General features: G+C 46.9%; 19 protein-coding genes. 2 read left to right on the top strand and 17 right to left on the bottom strand.

What is annotated here, in order from left to right; translation table 11 throughout:
* The gene (locus ACLD72_RS12570) at positions 1-3474 is read right to left on the bottom strand and encodes a BadF/BadG/BcrA/BcrD ATPase family protein (protein ID WP_411002137.1); all 3474 of its coding nucleotides are present in this window, start codon (positions 3472-3474) and stop codon (positions 1-3) included.
* A 266-nt stretch (positions 3475-3740) separates the two neighbouring features.
* On the opposite strand from ACLD72_RS12570, the gene ACLD72_RS12565 reads away from it, so the two are divergent.
* Entirely contained in the window at positions 3741-5090 is a 1350-nt protein-coding gene (locus ACLD72_RS12565; protein WP_411002138.1) for a sodium-dependent transporter, read from the top strand.
* 167 nt (positions 5091-5257) lie between these two features.
* Here the strand turns inward: ACLD72_RS12565 and ACLD72_RS12560 are convergent, their stop codons facing one another.
* From ACLD72_RS12560 to ACLD72_RS12550, 3 genes are all read right to left on the bottom strand, one after another.
* Entirely contained in the window at positions 5258-5803 is a 546-nt protein-coding gene (locus ACLD72_RS12560) for a hypothetical protein (protein WP_411002139.1), read from the bottom strand.
* 73 nt (positions 5804-5876) lie between these two features.
* On the bottom strand, positions 5877-7274 hold the full coding sequence (locus tag ACLD72_RS12555; RefSeq protein WP_411002140.1) for an ATP-binding protein: 1398 nt from the start codon (positions 7272-7274) through the stop codon (positions 5877-5879).
* A gap of 2 nt (positions 7275-7276) precedes the next feature.
* Entirely contained in the window at positions 7277-7930 is a 654-nt protein-coding gene (locus tag ACLD72_RS12550; RefSeq protein WP_251587180.1) for a response regulator transcription factor, read from the bottom strand.
* A 185-nt stretch (positions 7931-8115) separates the two neighbouring features.
* Between ACLD72_RS12550 and ACLD72_RS12545 the strand changes: the two genes are divergently transcribed.
* Complete coding sequence (locus tag ACLD72_RS12545; protein ID WP_411002141.1) at positions 8116-8967, top strand: hypothetical protein; 852 nt, start codon at positions 8116-8118, stop codon at positions 8965-8967.
* A 75-nt stretch (positions 8968-9042) separates the two neighbouring features.
* On the opposite strand, the gene ACLD72_RS12540 is transcribed toward ACLD72_RS12545, so the two are convergent.
* The 13 genes from ACLD72_RS12540 to ACLD72_RS12480 form a co-directional block, all read right to left on the bottom strand.
* Positions 9043-10569, bottom strand: coding sequence for a metallophosphoesterase (locus tag ACLD72_RS12540; protein ID WP_411002142.1), 1527 nt, complete (start codon positions 10567-10569; stop codon positions 9043-9045).
* Between the two features lie 137 nt (positions 10570-10706).
* On the bottom strand, positions 10707-10910 hold the full coding sequence (locus ACLD72_RS12535; RefSeq protein WP_411002143.1) for a response regulator: 204 nt from the start codon (positions 10908-10910) through the stop codon (positions 10707-10709).
* Positions 10911-11142: 232 nt separating this feature from the next.
* Positions 11143-11271 (bottom strand): hypothetical protein, encoded by a 129-nt coding sequence (locus ACLD72_RS12530; RefSeq protein WP_411002144.1) that lies wholly within the window; start codon positions 11269-11271, stop codon positions 11143-11145.
* 106 nt (positions 11272-11377) lie between these two features.
* Entirely contained in the window at positions 11378-11686 is a 309-nt protein-coding gene (locus ACLD72_RS12525; protein WP_251587185.1) for a DUF6809 family protein, read from the bottom strand.
* A gap of 139 nt (positions 11687-11825) precedes the next feature.
* Positions 11826-12005, bottom strand: a complete 180-nt coding sequence (locus ACLD72_RS12520) for a ribbon-helix-helix protein, CopG family (RefSeq protein ID WP_411002145.1) — start codon at positions 12003-12005, stop codon at positions 11826-11828.
* A 219-nt stretch (positions 12006-12224) separates the two neighbouring features.
* Positions 12225-12605 carry an Imm8 family immunity protein gene (locus ACLD72_RS12515; RefSeq protein WP_411002146.1) on the bottom strand — a complete coding sequence of 127 codons (381 nt, stop codon included), beginning with the start codon at positions 12603-12605 and terminating at the stop codon, positions 12225-12227.
* A gap of 29 nt (positions 12606-12634) precedes the next feature.
* On the bottom strand, positions 12635-14953 hold the full coding sequence (locus ACLD72_RS12510) for a polymorphic toxin-type HINT domain-containing protein (RefSeq protein ID WP_458475796.1): 2319 nt from the start codon (positions 14951-14953) through the stop codon (positions 12635-12637).
* A gap of 93 nt (positions 14954-15046) precedes the next feature.
* Entirely contained in the window at positions 15047-15361 is a 315-nt protein-coding gene (locus ACLD72_RS12505; protein WP_411003929.1) for a hypothetical protein, read from the bottom strand.
* 527 nt (positions 15362-15888) lie between these two features.
* The gene (locus tag ACLD72_RS12500) at positions 15889-16395 is read right to left on the bottom strand and encodes a hypothetical protein (RefSeq protein ID WP_411003930.1); all 507 of its coding nucleotides are present in this window, start codon (positions 16393-16395) and stop codon (positions 15889-15891) included.
* 320 nt (positions 16396-16715) lie between these two features.
* On the bottom strand, positions 16716-17225 hold the full coding sequence (locus ACLD72_RS12495; RefSeq protein ID WP_411003931.1) for a barstar family protein: 510 nt from the start codon (positions 17223-17225) through the stop codon (positions 16716-16718).
* Positions 17226-17509: 284 nt separating this feature from the next.
* Positions 17510-17788 (bottom strand): polymorphic toxin-type HINT domain-containing protein, encoded by a 279-nt coding sequence (locus ACLD72_RS12490; protein WP_411003932.1) that lies wholly within the window; start codon positions 17786-17788, stop codon positions 17510-17512.
* A gap of 249 nt (positions 17789-18037) precedes the next feature.
* Positions 18038-18412 carry a hypothetical protein gene (locus ACLD72_RS12485; protein WP_411003933.1) on the bottom strand — a complete coding sequence of 125 codons (375 nt, stop codon included), beginning with the start codon at positions 18410-18412 and terminating at the stop codon, positions 18038-18040.
* 17 nt (positions 18413-18429) lie between these two features.
* A complete protein-coding gene (locus ACLD72_RS12480; protein WP_458475795.1) occupies positions 18430-23790 on the bottom strand; it encodes a polymorphic toxin-type HINT domain-containing protein in 5361 nt (1786 codons plus the stop codon).
* Between the last annotated feature and the right edge of the window lie 34 nt (positions 23791-23824).

Here is a 23824-nt window from a genome sequence, read left to right as displayed (position 1 = left end):
TTATATCGCTCCGGCCTTCTTGTCCTGCTTCTCCCCCAGAAGTTCCGCGCGTTTTTGCTCCAGGCGCTGCTGCAGCTCGGCTTTTTTGCCGGCCAGGTCCTGCAGGCGCTCCTCATGAAGCCCCAAGCTGTGGGCGTACGTTTTGACCCGGATCTTGATCGAGCCGCCCGGCTTGTTGGCGTCGATCTCGTGCAGCGCGGAGTAAGGGGTGCCCGCGGCGCTGATGATCGAATCGATCAGCCCGTAGGTCGGCGCGTCATGGCCGCATTTGAAGCTGGACAAGTCCAGCACCGCCACGTGCGGATGGCGCGCGGCAAATTTGGCCGCCCATACTTTTTGCACGCTGTTGGAACTGAAATTTTCCGGCCACACATCGCTGACTTCAAGCGCATAATGGGCCCGCCCGATCGCTAGGTCGCTTGCGAAAAAGCGGCGCAGCCAGGCTTCATCTTTGGGAATGGAGCGCATCGACAAAATGGGATAGCCCAGCACCTGGAATTCTTCGGGCACGCCATGGTTCATGCCCGGATCGGAATGGTAAGGCCGCCCGATCATCAAAATGGCCAGGCGGTTTTCCCGTTCGACCTGTTCCAGGATCTGACGCCCTTTCTCCTGCATCTCTGCATCGAACAGCTCCAGCGCCTTCCAGCCCTGCTCCACGGCAAAATCGCTTTCGTCCTCGGTGATCTGCAGATGTTTGGCAAGCGCCTCATACAGCTGCCTTTTCATAAGATTCGGTTCGATGAACGTCACCGCCGGATCCAGATAGGCGATTCCGCGCGTTGCAAAGAAATCCACTTCCTTGGTAAAGGCGGCTTTGATCACGTTCGGGGCACCGGCTACGATCGGACAGCTGGTCGAATCCATTACGTTGTTCAGATGCGTCGGGATATGGGTGATGCACGGAAAAAAGACGTAATCCAGCACTTTTTGCTCATGGTGCTTAAACAGCAGGTTGTGGACGTGGGCCTGGGCCACCTTCGACGGATAACACGGGTCGATCGAGCCGTATTTGCCGCCCTCCTGCCACATTTCCTCGCTCGTATGGTCGCTGAACACGATGTTTCTCCCGCCGATGCCCAAAGTTTCGAAATACGTCCGCCAAAAAGGCGCCGTCGACCAAATGTTCAGTACGCGGGGAATCCCGATCCGGATCCGGGCACGCCGTTCCATCGCCTCGTTGGAAGAACGCGCAAACCGGCGCCCGCCGGGCTCGGCGCGCTTACCCAACAGCCCCAGGAGGCCGTGTTTGTGCCGAGCGTCCTCCGTCTTCGGCTTCGCTTCGGGCAGCGGCTCCGGATCGTAAAAATGCTGAAACATCCGGCGCGCTTCGTATTCGACGAGATTGGGGTAATGCTTTTTTAGTTCCTGCCGCTTTTTGGTCAATTGGACGACAGTTTCCTGATCTTCCACCGTCCCCTTTTCGCAGGAGAAGCCGGATATGTAGCGGGTGGTTTGGCCGTCCGGCATCTCGGAGTCGATAAAGGTGCGGCTGCAGTGGTTGGGGCAGAAATTGCAGCGGGTCGATTCGTCGTTGCGGCTGGTATAGCGCAGATGGATCGCCGAGTTCAGCCCCAAAAAGGTGGAATATCCCCGTCGCTTGACCACGCGCAGCGTCTCCATCGCCGCTCCGATGGCGCCCGCTTCTCCCGGATGAGGATGAACGTAAATTTCGGCATCAGGGACCCGCTGCTTGATATAATCGACCTGGGCCTTGACCGCGGCCAGGTTATACTGGGTGCCTCCCTGTAACACGAATTTGCGGCCAAGTTCGGCCATGCGCGGAATTTGCACGACGTATTGCCATATGTTTTTCGGCAGGACGAGGGCGAGTCCGGCCAGCAATTCCTCTTTGGAATATCCCTCCTTCTGGAAATTCACGCGATCCGCGTCGAGGAACACCGCGCAGCCGTAAGAAAACTTAGGGCTGAGATCGGCGCTGAATGCCGTATTCGCATACTCCTGAACCGGAATGCCGAACTGGTCGGCCATCGCCTGGAGCAGCATCCCGTTCCCGGCCGAACATTGATTGGACAGCTTAAAGTTTCGGATGTCTCTGTTTTTCAAAAAGAGCACTTTGATATCCTGTCCCCCGATGTCGCAGATGACGTCGATATCTCCGAATTGGTGAACGGCGCTCATCATATGGGCTACGGTTTCGACGATGTTGACGTCCGCCTTCAACGTTTTTTCAAGGACATCCGCGGCATATCCCGTAGCGCCGAAGCCGATAATCTCCAGCTCTGTCCCCTGTTCCCGCACCTTGCCTTGGATGCGCAGCAGCATTTCTTTCGTGTCTTCCAGCGGGTTCCCCTTGGAAAGCTGGTATTCTTTCAGCAAGATGCGGCCGTGTTCATCCACCAAAACGGCTTTGGACGAAGTGGACCCGCCGTCCAGGCCAATCACCGCCCGCACTTGCTGCCCCGGAGCGAACACGGCCGGCTCAAACCCGGGGATGCTGTAATTCCGGCGGAATTGCTCCAGTTCCTCATCGGTCTCCACCAAGGGAGGACCTGCTTTCTCGCCGAGTTTGGCTTTGCGCCCGTGGGCGATAAATTCCTTCAGCCCTTCCAGTCCTTGATACACCCCAACGTCCGCCGGTTCGTGGAGGCCGTACAGCACGGCTCCATAAGCGGCGTAATACTGTGAATTGTCCGGCACAAAAATCAGATCCTCGATCGGCACATCCTTCGGATAATTGTATCCCCGTTCCCGCCAGGTCTGGGGAATCCGCTGCCTCCAACATTCCTGCAGGAAAGGCAGGTAAGTATTCGGCCCGCCCAGGAGAAGTACGCGGTGGCGCAACGTATTGCCGCGGGTAAGCACCGACAGATTCTGCATCACGATGGCATCCGCCAGCGAGCACATGATTTCCCCGGAAGAGATTCCGCTCTTCACCAGATTGACGATATCCGTTTCGGCGAATACCCCGCATTTTGCGGCAACATGATGCAATTCCGAAGCGTCAAAGTGCAGCTTGCCAACCTCTTCCATAGGCATCCCTACCTTGATCATGCATTTATCGATCGTGACGCCGGTGCCGGACGCGCATTTGTCGTTCATGGACGTGATCGCCTGCTTGTTTCCCGTCTCCTCATTTTCTTTAAAAATGATGATCTTCGCGTCCTGGCCGCCAAGCTCGATGACGCTCCCGACATCGGGATGCAACTGCTCCACCGCCATGGTGACCGCGTTGACTTCCTGCACGAATTTCGCTCCGATATGCGGAGCGATAGGTCCGCTGCCGGAACCTGTCGCGAAAACGCGGACATTCTCTTTCTTAACGTCCGGAAACTCGTTTCCGATATCGACCAAGAGCCCCATTACCTTCTCCGCCTGCTTCGTATGATGGCGTTGATAATCCGACCAAAGGATTTCTTTGCTGTTCGTATCCACTACTGTTGCTTTGACTGTGGTTGAGCCAACGTCGATACCGATAATCAAGGAGCCCGCCCCTTGGTCGATATAATTCATGAACACACCCCTTACTTCAATTCATTTACAATTTAAATTGCACAAAAATAGTGACATTTATCATCCAAGATAATGTTCATAATAAATTTCCAGCAAGAATATTTTTTACACCTGAGATCAAGTTGTTCAATATTGGCTACGCTGGATTGCCATCATTTAAATGTGCGAAGAAACAATCTTACCTTGTGAAAAATTTCATATCCCTTTTCTATGAAATTTGAAATATAATAAAAAGATGTTTATAAAAATAAAACTGGGGGAGCACTATGAAACCATCACAAAATAACCCAGTGCAGGGAAGAAACGATCGTTTTTCCTCAACTGGTTTTATATTGGCCGCCATCGGAAGTTCCGTGGGTCTGGGCAATATGTGGAAATTTCCGTATATTACGGGTGAAAACGGAGGAGCCGCGTTCTTTCTGCTGTTCATCGTCTGTTTGATCTTGATCGGCTTGCCTTTGCTTTTGGCCGAACTGGCTATCGGACGGGCGGGCAGAGGCAGTGCAGCTACGTCCTTTGTGAAAGCCGGCGGGCCCAAAATCTTCGGCCGTCTCGGTTTGCTGCAGGTGATCGCGCCTTTTCTTATCCTGACCTTTTACGTCATCGTTGCCGGGTGGACACTCCATTATGCCGTGCAGTCCTTCAGCGGAGCGCTATACAGCAATTCCGACTATAGTGGGCAATTCGGCTCGTTTACCCAAGGCTACATGCCGATCGTTTGGCAGATAGTGGCCATCCTGATCACCGGATGGGTTGTGGCCAAAGGGATATCCGGAGGTATCGAAAAATTCAACAAGGTGCTGATTCCCGGCCTGATCATCCTCCTGATCGTATTGATGATCCGTGCCGTAACCTTGCCCGGAGCCGGAGCTGGCGTATCCTTTTTTCTCCAGCCCGATTTCTCGAAATTAAGCCCGGAAGCGGCATTAGTAGCGCTGGGACATGCCTTCTTCTCGCTGTCGCTCGGAATGGGTATTCTGCTTACCTACGGAGCTTACGTGGACAAGCGTCAATCTCTTGGTACAGCTACTCTCGCGATCGGAGCCGGAGACTTGATCTATGCGTTCATTGCGGGGCTAATTATTTTCCCTACAACCGCTTCATTCGGAATTGAGCCCGATGCGGGTCCGTCCCTAGTCTTCATCGCGCTCCCTGCCGCATTCTCGGCGATGCCGCTGGGCGCATTCTTTGGCGGGCTGTTCTTCGTGCTGCTGGCGATAGCCGCATTAACTTCCTCGGTTTCACTGCTTGAAGTACCCGTATCCTACGTCATGGACCGTTGGGGCTGGGGACGCGTGAAGTCGGTAGTAATCATCAGCATATTGGTGCTGCTGGTCGGACTTCCTTCGGTCTTGTCCTTTGGAATCATACCGGCATTCACGGATATGGGCGGTAAAACGTTCTTTGACTGGCTCGATTTCATCACATCGAATATTCTGCTGCCGATCGGCGGCCTCATTACTACAGTCTTCGTAGGATATTTCTGGAAAAATGCTGCGGAAGCCGCCGGGCTCAAAGTGGGCTGGTTCCGGGTATGGCTGTTCATGGTGCGGTATATCGCTCCGGTTCTCGTGTTCCTGGTACTGCTGCATACAACCGGAATCCTTAAATTTTAGCAATAGAAAAGGCAATCTTTAGGTCGCTGGTGACCTGGAAGATTGCCTTTTTGTGATTTTCCACTCTACCAGTGTAGATGAATTTCCGGGGGATGGCGATCCCGCAGGTACTGCAGCAAGGCCGTATTAGTTGACCGGATCAACTGGCGCTGTCGGCGCTTGCTGTATCATTTTTCAGCTATCGGATTTTTTTCAGCGGAAACAACTTCGCCGGTTTTGGAATCCACAAATGCGATATAGACATCCACCTTGTCGTTTTTACCTGTGACAGAGACTGCGACGGTCTCACTGGATACTGTTTTACCGCTTTTAGCCGGTACGGCCCACTGAGCATCCACAACCTGGATATCCATGAAGGATACAAAATAAAACGTTCCTTCCATATCCTCTCTCGAGCAGAAGATCGGGAAAGCCTTCATGCCATCCAAGGACACATCGAATTTCTCCTCAAGCGCTTGTTTTGCAATATCCACCGCTTTGTCTTCGCTCATATCCCCGCTTGTTTTCTCAGGGGCGACTGAGAGGCCTAGGGTATTAGTTGCAGGGACCGCAGAGAATACGCCCTCGAACTCCGTTTGCTGATGCTGACCGGTAACCTTTACCGTCGGGGCTGTCTCATTTGCAAAAGCGAAAGCGGAAAATGCCCCGTTGCCTGCGATTAATGCGGCAGCTACTCCTACCGTAAGTGCTGTTGCGTAAAGCTTCTTTTTCATTTTTCATACCTCCGTCATAAAATGATTGGGATTTCGTAGCTACAAGGCCATTATGAGGGGGGCGTATTATAGACTAATGTTCGAGTTGTAACGAAGCTGTAAAAAGAACGGACACCTTCGTATACTCACGTTCTTTGGATTCAATGTGCAACTGCGCATGATGGAGCCGGGCAATTTGACTGCAGATGGACAGCCCCAGCCCGATCCCCCCCAGCTCTTTGGAACGGGATTTGTCTACGACATAGAAGGCCCCGGTAATTTTTTCGATGTCCTTATCCGGGATGCCTTTTCCATAGTCCATGACCTCAATAACGATACCCTGCTGCCGCGAATAGCTTTTCAGATGGATTTCCCCTCCATTGTGAGAAGCCTTAATGCTGTTTTCAACCAAATTCATCAGCAGCGTCTGCAGCAGGGTGGGATCTCCATATATCCGCTCTGCTCCGCACTCCTTCACCAACGTGATCTGTTTTGCCTCCAAATAATGCCGTTCCATCTGTTCCACATAAGCAAACAAGGGTGCAATCTCCACAGGCTGCAAAGTAATCTCTTCGTTCTTCAAATACAGCAGCTCCATCAATTTTCCGGACAGCAGATCCAGCCGGGCCACATGCTCATGAATATAATCGACCGCCATTCTGCGGTCTTCCTCGGTGCTGTTGGCATGATTTAAAAACTCGCTGTATCCTTTGATCGCCGTAATCGGCGTCTTCAGCTCATGGGTCAGGTTATTGATGAAGTTTTCTTTTTCTTCGCTCGCTTTTTGAATCGCTTCAATATTCGCGGATACCGCGACCACCATTTTATTAAAATCCTGGGCCAATTCGGCGATCTCATCGCTTCCCTTGACCTTGACCCTTTCGTGATAGGCACCGGCCGCAATGTCCCTTACGCCATTGTTCAGGTTTCTGACCGGAGCGGTTAACCTGAATAACAGCAAAATAAGCACAGCAGATAAAATCAAGGAAATGACTACACTCAAGGCAATAAAATAGTTGAGCAGGGTATTATAATAATCCTGCAGATAAGCGGAGCTTCTTGATATGACCAGCTTAAGCCCGTTAAACTCCATGCTGCCGCCTACGAAGATCCACAGCTTCCCGTCAAGCTTCCTGTATGTAGTTTCCCGCTGCCCTCCCTGCAGCTCTTCCCGCTCGCCCACAAACTGATAGGCATTGGAAAAGACCAACCGATCCCCATCATAAACCTCGGTCAGGATGCCCTCTTTATAATAATTTTGAGCGATCCCGGAAATGACGATCTCATAGCCCGAACTGCCGGTATTGTTGGCAAAAGCCCGCAGGATATAGCTTAATGTTTGCTCGATGCTCTCATATTCGCTTACACCCCTGGACATATCCATCTGCTCGTTTAATTGGTAGCTTTTTTGCAGCAGCGCATAGGCTCCAAGATCAAAAGCGATCAAGAACACCAACAGCACACATAAATACGTTTTCTGCCAAAATTTCACCTTTACACCTCTAGCCTGTATCCGTATTTATACACCGTCTTGATGCAGTGCTCCCAGTTCAGCTTCTTTCTCAGCCTCTGGATATGCACGTCAACGGTTCTCGTATCGCCATAAAAATCGAAGCCCCAGGTCTGCTCAATGATTTTTTCGCGAGAGAGCGCGATATTTTTGTTTTGAACGAGAAAATCAAGCAGTTGAAATTCTTTATTGGTCATTTCCACGGCCTGTCCATTCACCGTCACGATATGCTTCTCCAGATCCACCGTCGTTCCGTCCAGGCTGAATTCGGTGGTGTTTTTCTGGTTTCTGCGCAGCACCACATTGATCCGGGCGATCAACTCCACCGCTTCGAACGGTTTGACGATATAATCCTCCGCCCCGCTCTCCAGGCCATGCACTTTATCGGAAACGCCATTTCGCGCCGTCAGGAAGATTACCGGAATCCCACGTTTCACAAACCGATCAATAAGTTCAAATCCATCAAGCCCTGGCAACATCACATCCAGAATGACCAAATCGACACGAGTCTCATTTAAAACCTCCGAAATTTGCTCTCCGCTGAATAATTGAATATATTCATGCCCTACCATTTTCAAATTTAGAGCAATCAAGTCGTTGATTGCCCTCTCATCATCGACGATCAAAATTTTAGCCATTCGATCACACTCCACCGCCATGATATCAAATATCCGCTTGAAAGTTATTATGGAGTTGTAAATTTTTCTTATTTTGTTCATATTTATTGATTTCACATATTGAACCAATAATTCAATATTGACTATAATTCAAAATCTCCGTAAACTATATTGTACAAATGGTAGATATAGGGAGTTGAAAACGAATGGAATTTATAGCAGGGTTATATGCTAACGACAACATTGATACTAACTACCTCGATCTTGACACCATTATTAAAATGTTAAAAATGAGTTATTCGTTGGAACTGTGGGATAAGCTGATACAGCTTTCCGATGATTTATTGAAACGTGCAAAGAACATCACCCTGGAAAGCTATAAACCAACGAAATCCTATATTTACTACTACGGTTATAGCTTACTAATTAAAGGGTCAGCGTTAAAAGAATTGAGAAGATATGATGAATCTAAACAATGTATCCAACAATACTCTGATTTAAGTTGGCTTAATCCTCAAGACCATGAGGGTAAAAATGAAGTCGAGTTCTTCAAATATATAGCTTTACCCAATCGATATGAGGTTGAGTTGCTATCCGGAAATATCAACATCCTTAACAGCTATGTGGAATTTCTTAAAGAAAATCAGGGTGAAATCATCCCCGGCTTAACAAGTATTTTAAGAGCCGCAAATATGCATAAATTTAAAGTGGATAAGGAGATAAGCTTATTTACTAAACAAATTGAGCAGTTAAATAAACCTATCAATCACGAGATCATTGATATTACTTGCCTTTACAAATGGTTATACAATGAATTAATCGTATACTTTGTAAATCAATCAGAATATAAACGTGCAATCGATAACTGCTTAAATATGCTGCAATTATCCTTTGAAACGGATAACAGCCGATTTTTTAAAAAGGCCGTTTTTTATTATGAGACATTAAGGGATTTTGCGACAGCTACTCAGAACAACCAATATGTAAAAATGATCAAAAGAGGATTAAAGGAGGAAGAAATTAGTTATCTTCACAATGTTGCTGACTTCGTTGGTTAGTGTCGTTTTGCCGGGATTAGCAGGAGATCAATCAGTACCTACCAACATGATATCATTGCTTCACGGGGAAAATCATTAAATTACCTTGGCGTTATTCTCGAGAACCGCATCGTTTTGGTTGATGGAACGATCTTTCACGACATTGCCCGCCATGTCCGTAAAATCCATGTCCAGAACATCCGCTTGCTGCGGGTCGTAACCTGCTGGGGCAGCCGCTGTTCTGAAGGCTGCGGTTATCGGCGGCGACGATTTTCCGAACGCATCGACCGCTTTTATAGCTACGGCATATTCCGTATCGGGTAATAAACCTTTTGCCGCAAAAGAATGGGTCTGAGCCTCGGCATATGGTGATATAACGAGCGGCGCGCCGATCAGCTTACCATTCGCGTATATTTCATAATGATCTACACGAGTATCGTCTACGGCCTTTGGCCATGTGAGCATGGCGGATACCGCGGTGACAGAAGATACTGTCGGTTTCGTCCCCGTCTTGAATTCAGGGTTCCGGGTATCGGCCGAATATTGTTTTGCCGATTTCACGGGATCTTTCAAATTAATCTTGTAAGGCTCTCCGATGACGGCGCCCCCTTGGTCAAGTTCTCTTCTTTCGATGACGATTTGGTCGTTATATACCTTGACGAGCAAACCTTGCGATAATTTTTTGTCCAAGTAAATATCGCCGTCGTTGCTGTAACCGTGCGCTTGCACAAACGCGGTTGCGCCGTCATTCACGCGGATGAAACCGTCGTCTGCGTTGATCGTATTGGGGTGCTCCAGGGTGTAGTGCGTGTGCCCGGTAAACACCATGGCATTGGGATGTTTGTCCATGACCGTTTTAAATTTGGCATACTCGGCCGGATTTTTCCAACCTGCGCTTTCGCTGCCATAAGTCGTATCCCGGTACGGATAATGAGTAAACACAAATACCGGTTTTGCAGGGTCTGCCTTCTTCCCTTTCTGATCCGTGCTGATCTTCTCCTCAAGCCACCGGTATTTGGCGTCGGACATGGCGCTTCGGTCATGATCCATCACAATAAAATGGTACCCTTTGACCCAGGTGTCGTAGAAAACGCCCGCATTTTCCGTCTGCGGGTCCACGGCTTCCACATGGTTTCCGCCTGTGTTCATACCGGTTTTATCATAAAACCGTTCCGTCGCTTTAAACTTATCGCCGCCAAATTCATCGCTGGCGTAATATTCATGGTTGCCGGGAATGATGATCGACTTGGCCCCTTTTATTTTATTTTTATTCAAAATGTTCATGACCGTGTCGTACTGTTCGATCGTCCCGCTGTCCACAAGGTCGCCGTTGATCACGACGGCATCATATTTGGCAAGAGAGTTATAGACCGCTAAGGCTTCTTTAAATTTAGCTGCTCCATCTACGGATACATCCTCAATGCCAACATGCGCATCGCTCATGACGGGAAACGTCAGAACAGGGTTCTTTGGCGGTTTGCCGCCATTGCTGCCGGTATTACCTCCGTTCGCGGAAACTGGCCCAGCGGCGAATGTGTTCATACCGGGGCTGATCGAGACAAAAACGATGATAACAGCAATCCATACTTTCAGGGTACGCATGGCAATTTTGCCGGCGTTCATTTGAACTCCTCCTCGTATTTCTTGTTGTTCGACAATTCAGATTATAAGAGGGATGCGGCAGGGAGGACATGACAGGAAGTAACCGATTATTTATCTCTATATGTTAAAAGGAGGCCGATTTGTCCGATTGTTGCTTTTCATTTATCACTTTGCGGCCCGTCCATCTTGGGAAGCGCGATGTCGACAAGCACGATGTCGGGAAGATGCCGTTTGAACATGTCGTAAGCTTCCTCTTCGTCTTTGGCCTCGCATACCAGCTCCATCCCAAGCGTTGACCATGGAATCGATTTCCTTAAACCGAGCCGCACCAAGATTTCGTCTTCAACGATCATCACCTTCATACCGGACTCGGTTCTCCCACTCCATCGCGTATTGTATCCTTAATTCTAGTAACCTACAGTTAAGACAATGCGAAGATTGGATTATGGATTTGTAAACGGAAAAGACACCTTCCACCTGAATATGAAATTTAGCTTCTCCCAAAGTTTCGTTGCTAAAATTCTTCGGCACTGGGCGGAGGCATAAAAAAGACCTTGAGGATTAGGATTACCATCCCCAAGGTCTAATACAAAGTTATAGTGGGTTATCACATTTCCATTCGACATCCATTTTTGAGAAGTCAGAAAGATATTTTGATAACTCCTTTTCAAGATTCTCAGGCCCAAATATTTCTTCAATATGAAACTCGTCTTGCTGCTTCAATTACTCTCTGCTGTTTACATATCGAGAGCATTTTCTATTTCAAAGCAGTAGAAGCGGTATATTGTCCCGTCCGCATCTATAACTGTCAATGTGTTGCTGTTTGTCATCATAATGACATGCCCGAAGCTGCATTCGGAACCAACTCCTCTCGTTTGCTCATGACCTCAATTATCAGGTTGGCTCCAAGCCTGAATCCTTGCAGAAAAGCAGCTTCTATATGCATGCTGTCCACACTGTCGCACAGATCAAAATATTCCTCCAGCTCACGAAACGCATCCTCACCCAATCGTTCACGCCACTTCTCCGTCTGTGCTTCCACTTGTCGGCTTAAAGGACGATATTCAGGATGAGACGGCACAATCGCCTCATCAGGATGAAGCTGCCCTCGGTACAGGGCTTCCAGAATCGTTTTCATGTTCATTCCTCCCATAAATGTAATCGCATCGCTTGAATGAGATTCCTGCACATGGTAGGATATTTATGCAGTCTGCTTATTAAAGCGATTGCGGGATAGGAAGCGGCAGTGTTCTTCGTTGGACGAGCCGCTTCCTTCTTTATTTTTGGAGATCGTCATACACCATCTCAATCCCTTTGCGCACGATATCTGAACGTGTCGTATTCAGCTTCTCGGCGGAAGCATCGAGCTTGCTCAGCATTTCCTGATCGACACGTATCTCAATCTTTTCACTTTTGGGATTGTCAGATGGAGGACGCCCCATCTTTTTGGACGACATGGCTTCACCCCGCTTTTCGTCCTGACAATAATATATTATTGTCAGGACGAAAAGTCAATCCAATCATTACTCTCACGATGATTTTTCTCGGCAGGGGGAATTTCATACGGGGGTGATGAGGGTTAAGTTCTTTCAAAATGTGCCGCCCGATTCATTCGACTCTGGGTGGGGGTAAAAAGAAAGACCTTTAAGGAGTTAACTCCCTCAAGGTCTTTGAAATCATTTAGTCTTGTTCAATCTTGCCATTGCTTCATCAAGTGTCTCGTACTGGATGTTATCGTATTCCCAATTCAAATGGCGGTTAATAGCCTTTGCTACTTCATCCCAAGTAGGACGAATACAATCCTCCAAAATTTTATTGATTTCCTTTTCCACTAGTGCCAAATCAAATTCATTGACAATAAATGTAGCCCTCCCATCTAAAATCTTATCTTCTTCTAAAATAGTAACTAGTCTTGTAGGTGTCATTATTCTGAAATAAAAATAGTCCACTCCTTCAAAATCCTTAGAACCAATATCCGCAATTGCAGGAACAACAAAATCATTTTCGGATTGTGGTTCACTACTCACTAATATCCTTTTTAGTACAGGTGTTATCATAGAATCCTCCCTATGCAAAAATCCCAATATTATTTAATCTGAACATGGTAATTCGTTAAAACGTTCCCCTTTGAGTCAAGGGTCTCAAAGTTAGCTTCATAAGTACCTTTAGCTTTTTGACCTGTTCTTACTCTACTTAGCCCATCTTTACTTACATACCACATACCTCCATCAATCTTCTGTATCTTAGCACCTTTACCGACGAAATTACTTGCCGCTTCATTCACTAAATTAGCAGAAACAGTCATACCTTGTAACCCGTCTATCTTTTTAGAATTTCTTGCTAAATTGGCTAAGTCAGCCCCCGAACCGCTAAAGCAATTGGTATTATGCACCCAAATCCCTAAATCCGTTACATAATACGTATGGTAGTCCGCAACCGTAAAGTTGTAAACTGTTACTGGATTATCCAATTTAACAAACTCTACCTTGTCAATCGTCAGGTTGCTTCCATTAGCCTTTTGGAGTTTATCGCCTACTTGAAGTTCATCTGCGAAGACCCAACCTTTACCTTCAACCCAGAACGGATGGTTGTCGGTCGTCTCGATGATTTGTTCCCCAACGTGCAATTTAATAATATCATCACGTTGGTTACGGTATAAACCTGTTACTTCCTTGTAAGCCAATTCACCATCAGGGTTATTCTCATCTTTGGCGAGAACCTTATCTCCGACCTCAATGTCTTCGATATTCTTCTCCCCTTCGTCTGTCAGAACCTTAGTGCCACCAATAAAACAGTTGCATCCCAATTTAGTATTGTTAGAAGTCATCTTCTTACCTTGATTACTCTTAACTATAGTTCTGTTACCTATGCCTCCTGCCATTGTAAGGGCAAGGGCTGCGACATATTCTGCCTCTTTCGATTTAAAATATGCACTTGCTAATTGTTCTCTAGCCCAAACTGCAGTTCCAGCATTGTTGTTATAGGCGCTTGTCCCTGTTACCAGGTCATATAAGTAGCTGTACTGGTTTTCATCCATGAAGGATTCAAAGTTGTAGCGATCCCATATGGTATCCTTGTATAACTGATAATTTTTATTTTTTCTGCTGAATTCTGTTTTCACCCTGGCGTCATCCAGTAAGAGTGTAAGTTCCTGGACATCATAGGGTTTCCATTTGAAATGCCCACTTGGGTCAGTATAAATCAACGGATTATTCTCTACATACGAATACCGATTCAAACTGAGCGGATTACCGATGCTGCCTTGGTACGGGTCCTTCGACACGAATCTTCCCGCATTCGGGTCATACCACCGGGCGCGCAGGTATTGCAAATCCGTTGTGTTATCCCAGTATTCCCCCGAATAACGGAACACGTTAGGAACCGTCTCTTCCTCGGTTTCCGGATTGCCCCAGATGTCGTAGGTGTAGGTATTGAGCTGGTTGCCCTGGCTGTCCGTCAGGCCAACAACATCGCCGTGACCGTTAAGCTGGTAGTATTGCACCTCGCCTGTAGCTTGATCGACGCGGGACCACAGACGGCCGCTTAGGTCGTAAATGTAGGTATAGGTGACGTTTGGCGTTCCGCTGCTGATGTCAGCCTCTGCAATCAGCTTGGCCTCCTCATCATAATAATAACGGGTTCGCTTTTCTCCTGCCACACGTTCGTACAGCAGGCCGTCACCGTTGTAAGTGTAGCTGACTTCGGTTCCGTCTTCGGTTTTTACCTTCGTCAAACGGTTCAAACTGTCGAAAGTGTAGTTCGCATTCGTTATCCCGCGAAGCGATCGGCCTTCTACATCCATCAGGTTGCCGCGCTCGTCGTAGTTGTATTTTTTGTTGATGTCTAATCCAGTTTCGATCTTAATTCGATTGAGCGGATCGTACGTAAACGTATCCGCCGCTCCGTTTTGCGTCCGGCCGACAATATTTTTGTTCAGATCGTATTCATACGTAAACTCATGACCGGTGGCTGCATTCAGCTTGGAAAAGGCGTAAGTCGCCTCGGTTGCCGTCGCAGAGCGAGCTGTTTCGGCCTTCTTAGAGTCCGATTTCTCCGGCGTCTCGGATTCGGCAACTTCGCTTTCCGCCTGTACTGTCGCTCTTTTCGCATTGGCCGCAGCGCCTGCGTTTACCGTCATCCCCGTCAAATCATATCCATTATAGCTAAAGGACGTGCTCGGTCCGTTGCCCGAGGCTCCCTTCTCCAGCAGTCCGTTTGCCTTGTAGTTAAACGTGATCCGGTCGAGAGATCCTGATGCGTTCGCTTTAGCTGCTAGCGTCGATTGTTTGGATCCCGACACATGAAGAAGCACATCCAAAGCGCTGACCCGGTTCATTTCATTTACCGTGTAACTTGCACCCGCAGCCTTGCCGGAGGCATCCGTCAGTGTATATCCCGTACGCATTTGCTTGTTATAGGTATAATCGATGCGCGTTCCATCCGGATAATGAATCGCGGTTAGCGAGCCATCAGACAGGTCGTAGTCATTTTTTTTGAATTATTCACCCATATAAGTCTTTACGAGTTCGTCCAACTCGCTCCAGATTTGATGCAGCTTCACTCTTAACGGACCTTCCGATTCAATGCAAGCATCGTCTAATAATGATAATGCTTCTTCAAGAGTCTCTTTCACTTTCTGCATAGAAGCGACTCCTTCCTGAATAAGCAACTGTTGACTCTGTTCAAGCCTGGACTTTTCCCATTTTCGTTTAAGCGCCAGCCATTCCTCATTATTGGGAATATGACTTGAACTGCTATTTGTCGGACCTGCAGAATCAACATTCTTCACTTTTTTAAACCAGCGTCTAAACATACTCGGATCATCCTCTCAATTTTTTTATAAAATGCAAAAAAGCCGATCCCGGCATGAAATGATCCATGCAAGAATCGGCTTTTAAAAACACTTCATTCAATTTTCAGGGCGCATGTGCATGCGCGGGTAACTGCTTTTATCAGAGCCTTTCGGTTCTCGTCGTTCCTCGTCTCCGGCAAAGGGAGTTTCGGAATCAGGTGGCATTCGCCTTTTATCCTGCTTTATCCTCACTTCACATCCAGTCTTCATCTGACGGAAGTTCGCAGGAGAGGTACTGCACTGGCTTGTCCTTTCGGTACAAACGCCCTACTCGAAGTGACTTTGTGAAGATCAAAGTTGAGCGGCGGGCAAACCCTTGTCTCCAGCAATAGGGGAGTGTAGGGGTGAAAATCATCTTTACAGGAATATTATAGCATCTCAACTTTTAGGATGCAATCATACGTTCTTATTTAGTCCCAATTCTTTTTGCACTGAGTAGAGATAAAAGAAAGACCTTGAGGCTTGTCTCCTCATGGCCAGTAGCAAATTTAAACTTCAATTACTAATTCATCAGGTTTTGTGTTTTCTGCAAGGTTCTCAATCCAAAACTTCCGTTGTTCTGCCCCACCGATGTTTATACCAAAATAAAAAGATGGGTCAAAAAACAATTCTTGTCCATTATTCAAGTTTAACTGAAGGCTATCGCAGATAATTTGTTCTTTATCTTTCAAATCTAAACCGTTTATAACGATACTCTTAACAGTATTTTTGACAGACATCGAGTCAGTCAATATAATTTGACTCACTGACGTCTTGCACGGAAACATATCCTCATCAATTTCAAATTGATATCGTATTGAATCAACTATCTTCACACTTAGTTTTGAGTATTGGTCAATTGATTCAAATTCGATATACTTCTCGCCAACTTCAAAATAATAATAACGCATATCAGGACAAAAGTCCGCGCGCCCATCTTCAATGTCTACAAAACCAAGCAAATAAATATCTTGGATTGAATTACCTTTAAAGACATTAATAAGTTTTTCGAGCATATAACCTCTCCTTTAACTGAATATTTTTATCCATAAATATATCTCAAGAATTCATCGCCGTGTGCCTTATATTCAAGTCATTTTTTCCAATATCCTTTTTCCAATATGTCCTTATAGCGCTTTTGCATGGCTAAAGAATAGTAATAAAGGTGAATATGTTTCAATATCTTACATGTGCGTACAAACCATCTTAGCGAAGCACCATACGGGGAGGATGAGGGTCAAGTTCTTTGGGGTCACGTTGTCCGAATTATTCGGCACTGGGTGACTAAAGTATATAGAAGACCTCGGGGTAAATATCCCCCAAGGCCTCACGTTTGTTACAATCTTTCTAAATTGATCCCTACTTCTCGAAATCTAACGATAATCTCCTGCTCTTTACTTCCGGTACCATGAAATACAATATTAAATGGTGTGGGAGATGTCTTCATGGCTCCAAAGTCCCTCCCCTTCTCCCATTCATAAGTAGTGGTCTTCAATATATTTAAGAATGTATCAAGATTTTTATTGGTTAACTCTAAAAGAGACTCTGAATTACTAATGAATATTACATAAGCATCGGCATTGAACCACCCAAGATCGTTTATGCACTCTTCAAAAGCATCCCAATTCTCCCCGAAATACCAAGGGAACTGAAGCACAGCAGAAAACTCATCAAATAATTTTTCAACTGTATTACATTTTGTTCCCCGTACCAATTTGGCAATTAATTTAATATTATTATTAACCTTTATACAATCCCATAGTAAGTTCGTAAAGTCTGATTGGTCACCTATCTTAATATAGAAGTGCGGTTGACCTAAAGTCACATTCAAATTGTTAGCAATCATATACTCACTGACCTCGTTCCTACTTAATTTTAACAAATGTCTTATAATGATCATTTGTATAGTAAACTATGCCGTCATCACCTATCACGAGCTACTCAGTCCCTCTATTTACGCCCTGTTGATAAGGATGAACATCATATTCTTTATAGGTTGTAGTTGTAGGGAGTTTCATCTCTCCATTATTGCCTCGATTATTAAATGTTCGGCCTCCTACACATCCTTGTGGGGCACTGCCAGTGTTCCTAATTGTTGTAATCGTATTTTGCACGTATGATGGTGCCTCATTAAAATTGATATATCCTCCTAATGAAGCAGTTCGTATTATGCACCCAAATCCCAATATCCGTTACACAATACGTATGATAGTCCGCAACTGTAAAGTTGTAAACCGTTACTGGCTCATCCAATTTAACAAACTCGGCCTTGTCAATCGTCAGATTGCTTCCGTCAGCCTTTTGGAGGTTGTCGCCTGCTTGAAGTTCATCTGCGAAGACCCTCCCTTTTCCTTCGACCCAAAACGGATGGTTGTCGGTTGTCTTGTTGATTGGCTCCCCAACATGCAATTTAATAATATCATCACGTTAACATGATGGTAACTGATGACATTGGGCTTTTTCGAGATTAGAGGATTATATTAAAGGTTATATTTCTCAAGCATTGCATGCGCGTACAGGCATATAAGAGGAATATCATTCAGGTGTGATGAGGGTTAAGTTCTTTCGGGACTTACCGCCCGAATCACTCGGCGCTGGGTGGGGGTAAAAGAAAACCTTGAGGATTGCCGCCCTCAAGGTTTTAGTATCGACATTACTTTATTCAGAACCAAATATCTCTTCTTTAGATTTTCTGATTTTCTGTATCATTCTGTCCATTTGCTTTTCATCGAATACACCGTTGCTTTCACCTGCAAGGAAATATAGTTTTAGCCAATAGGCATTGTCTTGAATATAAGTTTGAAGTGCCTTCTCCACTATTTCCTTATCCAAACTTCTTACAATAATATCTGGAGGTGAAGCTGGAATATAATCAAGACCTTCCTTGTCCATATACCAATAGTAATTATTAGGTGTAGTAACCACCATGGTGTATGTCATCCCATCATCAAGTTTAACGAAAATATCCATGTTCCCATTTTCTTTATCTAAGCCGTCATAATACAAAGGGTATTCAATATTTATGATTTTCATCGCAAACTCCAATCATCTTATTTTCCATATAAATCACGTAATACACGAATTACTTCGTCCTGATTAGCTTTAGATGACTTGGCAACAATCTCCACACCATTGCTAGTATTTCTAAAATATACTCGCGCTCCGTTATCGCCTCGAAGTTCATGTATACCGCCGAAACCCAAAGAATTGTTACCTTTACCAGGATTTGTGTTTCCTTGTTGCAAACGCGTCACTAATGCGTCTGCTTCACTCTGTATTCTCTTGTTTTCTCCCATCTTTTCAGCAGCTTTAACCAGACGTTTATCTTTGATATTCGAGATAACATTTACGCAATTCGTATTATGCACCCAAATTCCAATATCCGTCACATAATACGTATGGAAGTCCGCAACCGTAAAGTTATAAACCGTAATAGGATCATCAAGTTTAACAAACTCGACCTTATCAATCATCAAGTTGCTTCCGTCAGCCTTTTGGAGTTTGTCGCCCACTTGAAGTTCATCGGCTAAGACCCACCCTCTGCCTTCAACCCAAAACGGATGGTTATCTGTCGTTTCGATGATTTGCTCACCAACATGTATTTCAATTATATCATCACGTTGGTTACGGTATAAAGCCGCTACTTCCTTATAAGCCAATTCACCATCAGGGTTATTCTCATCCTTGGCGAGAACCTTATCTCCGACCTTAATGTCTTCGATATTCTTCTCCCCTTCGTCTGTAAGAACCTTGGTTCCTGCTGTAAAACAGTTGCATGCTTTTTCTATTGTTTTCGTATATTTAATAACATCCTTACTTGAATCAACAACCTTTTCCGTTTTCTTGTACATTTTAATAAACTTAATTGTAGGTAAAAACTGAGAAAGTACCAGCCCTTTTTCGAGATTACTTGCTTCATTACTCATTAAAGTTTTGGCGTCGTCCAGATACACGGTATCAAAGGCCGCTTTGCCCCCCTTGACCTGTGCGTCAAGGTTCGTCTTACAATTTTTCATGTCTACAGCACAGGTTAACGAAGGAGTCGGCGCCATGGGCATGATATAGTGACCCGTAGGATCTTCATAAATCAACGGATTGTTCTCAACGTACGAATATCGATTCAAACTCAACGGATTGTTAATACTTCCTTCGAATGAATCTTTCGACACGAATCTTCCCGCATTCGGGTCATACCAACGGGCGCGCAGGTATTGCAAATCCGTTGTGTTGTCCCAATACTCTCCCGAATAACGGAACACGTTAGGAACCGTCTCTACTTCGGTTTCCGGGTTGCCCCAGATGTCGTAGGTGTAGGTGTTGAACTGGTTGCCTTGGCTATCGGTCAGGCCGACGACGTCACCGTGGCCGTTAAGCTGGTAGTACTGGACTTGTCCCGTAGCCTGGTCAACGCGGGACCACAGTCGGCCGCTTAAATCGTAAATGTAGGTATAGGTGACGTTTGGCGTTCCGCTGCTGACGTCGGCTTCGGCGATCAGTTTAGCTCCCTCATCATAATAATAACGGGTTCGCTTTTCTCCTGCCACACGTTCGTACAGCAGGCCGTCACCGTTGTAAGTATAGATGACTTCGGTTCCGTCTTCGGTTTTCACCTTCGTCAAACGGTTCAAACTGTCGAAAGTGTAGTTCGCATTCGTTAGCCCGCGAAGCGATCGGCCTTCTACATCCATCAGGTTGCCACGCTCGTCGTATTTGTATTTTTTGTTGATGTCTAAACCAGTTTCGATCTTAATTCGATTGAGCGGATCGTACGTAAACGTATCCGCCGCTCCGTTTTGCGTCCGGCCGATAATATTTTTGTTCAGGTCGTATTCATACGTAAACTCATGACCGGTGGCTGCATTCAGCTTGGAAAAGGCGTAAGTCGCCTCGGTTACTGTTGTAGAGCTATCTGTTTTAGCTTTGGAATCCGAACTCTCTGGCGTTTCGGATTCGGCAATTTCGCTTTCCGCAAGTGCTGCCGCTCTTTTCGCATTCGCCGCAGCGCCTGCGTTTACCGTCATCCCCGTCAAATCATATCCATTATAGCTAAAGGACGTGCTCGGTCCGTTGCCCGAGGCTCCCTTCTCCAGCTGTCCGTTGGCCTTGTAGTTAAACGTGATCCGGTCGAGAGATCCTGATGCGTTCGCTTTAGCTGCTAGCGTCGATTGTTTGGATCCCGACACATGAAGAAGCACATCCAAAGCGCTGACCCGGTTCATTTCATTTACCGTGTAACTTGCGCCGGCAGCCTTGCCGGAGGCATCCGTCAGCGTATATCCCGTACGCATTTGCTTGTTATAGGTATAATCGATGCGCGTACCATCCGGATAATGAATCCCAGTTAGCGAGCCGTCCGACGGATTATAGTCATACGTCGTGCTGCCCGTGCTGTCGGTCATCCCCGTACGGCGTCCCATCGTATCATACGTGTACTGGATTTGCTGATCCGGAGCCTGAATCTTCGTCAGCAGATTATCGCTGTTATACTCGTACTCCGTTAACTGGCTTGCATGGTCCAGCGACTTTGTCAGATTGCCTCGGGTATCGTAATAGAAAAGTTCCGCTTTATGCTCCTCATTGCTTTGGCGAATCAGTTGCCCGGCTTCGTTATATTCTTTCTGCACATAACTGTTGTCCGGGTACTGGATGGCGATCAAATTCCCTGCCAGACTGTATTTATATTCCGTGGTACGCTGCTCCGGATCGGTCACGGACAAAATCCGCCCGAGCGCATCGTATTTGTATACGGTTTGCTGCCCGTTTCCGTCGGTAACGGATACCGCATTCCCGGCCAGGTCATAAACAGCTTGCTGCAGCGGTGTATATGTTCCGTTCTTCCATTCTTCCACGGCCAGCGCATTTCCGAGCAAGTCCAATTTTTGACGGTTCTTCACGCCGGCCGGATCCGTATAAGTTACAGTACGGTTCACCATATCATATGCCGTCGCGTCTTGGGAACCATCAGCATAAACCGTACCTGTTAGGCGGCCAAACCCGTCATAAGCGTATTTTGTTTTATTTTGCTCCGCATCGGTCGCTTCTTTCAAGTTCCCCTCTTCGTCATAAGCATACGTAAACAGAGCATCGTCCACGGTCTCTTGCCTGAGCAGCCCCAACGGATTGTATCTTTCTACGGTAACGATGCCTTCCGGTCCCGTCGTGGTTACAGTATTCAGTACATCATCATACTTCACGGTTGTCGTGCTTTGGTCGCTATACAACGCTTTTACCATTCGTCCAGCCGCATCATACGAGTAAGTAGTGACCGCTCCCGCTTCGTCTTCGGCCGTCAGCACTTCCCCTGCAGGCGAATAAGTAAACTTTTGGCTCGAAACGGAAGGCGTTCCGATGACCGAACTGACGGTTATCGATTGCCCCGTCAACAAATGTTTGCCATAAGGAGACCCGTAGGCGTAAGTTACGGTATTCACCCGGCTATCATCTTTGATTTTCGAAGCGGTGACGTTTCCGTAAGCATCATATTCGAAATCAGTCTGGGCCAGCAGTTTGCCGCTTGCCCCGTTTTCCCTTATGGCAGACTGCAAAACGCTCCCTTGATCGTTATACTTTACGGTTTCAAAGCGTTTTTGCCCTTCGCTGATTTTCGTCTGCACCTGTTTCGGCAAGGCCCAGAAATACGATTCAGCCGACGTGGCATACTCGTATACGGTTTCCTGCCCGGTACTCCAGTTTTCCGACAAAATCAGACCTTGATCATTATATTTGTAAGTAACCGATAGAGGCTGCGACTCGCCGCCGCCCTGCAGGTAGCTCTCCGTAACCTCCGCAGGCAGATTCCGGCCCGTCATGTCATCGTAAGTATATTGCTGCTTGTACTGCGTGACGCCGTCAGCGCTTACTCGCTCGTTCAAGTAATGAATATCCGGCTGGCCACTTCCTTGAAAAGCCTTGCCAAACTTAAGCGTATCTTTGGAACTGGGAGCTGCCACCGTAGTCGTCCACGATGCCGCTTGTCCGAAGCTCGTCAGATCTTCACCGGAATAACTGAACGTCAGCCGCTGAAGGACTTCATCCCCTAGCGTCGTGGAATAGACATCCTTACGCAGATTCGCTTTGAATACAAAGTCGGTAGCGTACTCCCCGATTTGCTTACTAAACGGCGTATAGTCAAATTCCGTCATCCCCGAACTCGGATGAACGATGCGGAGCAGCAGTGCCGAGTGCTTAACGGGCTGCTGCTCCTCCTGATCTTTAAGCGCCGCCAAAAAGTTAAACCGGGATTCTGGATAATAGTAAAAATATTTCGTACTAAGTCCAAAGGCATCTTTAACCTCAGATAGAATCGGCTGATCGTCATCAACTGCCGTGTAGTATTCCATCTTTCTGTCCGTACCCTTTTGGGTTACCGTTACCCGGTTCCCCGTATACGTGAAAGCCAGTTCATTGCCGTCGCTATTCACGATACGGGACAGAACGGTCCCATTGCCGTGGGCAGTGTAATGCAATTCAACCTGGTTTCCGTAGTTATCGGCAATCAGAATCAGGTGGCCGGAAGAACTGAAATAATACTGGTTCCCGTTCAGCACCGACACCTTCGTTTCGCTGGTCAGTCCGCCGACCGTTTTGGCCGTATCCTTCGTCAGCTTAAGATCGTTCCACAGATACCCTTCCAGCTTCAAATCGGCAGACAGGTTATATCGCCCGATACCGGGAAAATCCAGAATCCGTGAATCATCCCGAACCTCGATTAAGGGCAGTTCCCATCTCCAGCCCCGGCCCAAAGCCGAATCGCGTTCTTCTCTGCGCTCGCGGGCCTGATTCACATACGCGCCATTCTCCAGCGCCACTCCGATTTCCTCATTCGCCCGCGCACTGTCGTAGGTGCGGATCAGTGTGAACGGGAGAACTCCCGGCAGGGAAAAATCCGCATACCGCAGCTTCATATCCCCTGTAGCCGGAGAAATCGAGTCTTCGCCATAGCTAATTTCGTATTGGGAAGACTCATCCTGCAGGGAAATATGCTCCAGTGCTGCTTGATCAACGTCGGAGGCTAAGGCCGACGCTTGCAGTGGCTGCACAGCCTCATCCGAAGGCGCGGTCAATGTGGAGCCGCTGTTCCCCCTATCGGTAGAGTTCTGCAGCTCCGGACTATTTCCGATGTTGCGCACTACATTAAACCGGGAAACAGCCTTTTCATAGCTTCCTTTCCCGTTTTTCAGCGCCGTGTAGATCTGGTACAGCGTGTATCCTTTGGATAGTTGCTCATCCATCCAGGTTTCACTGACGCCGTATTTTTTCATTATGCCGGAAACCGTCAGGATCTCTTCTGGAGCCGTTGATGAAGATGGTGCCGTTTCACGGTTGTTTTTCTCAGCCCCATAGACTGCGGTTTCCACTAGTCCCGTGGTGAACAGAGCCAGACATAACATCAGGCTCATGACTTTTTTCAACATCCATATCACCTCGATTGTTTTATAGCCAACC

The sequence above is a fragment of the Paenibacillus lacisediminis genome (genome assembly GCF_046567315.2).
The sequence above is the reverse complement of the archived record's forward strand: the minus strand, read 5'-3'. Positions and strand labels throughout refer to the sequence as shown.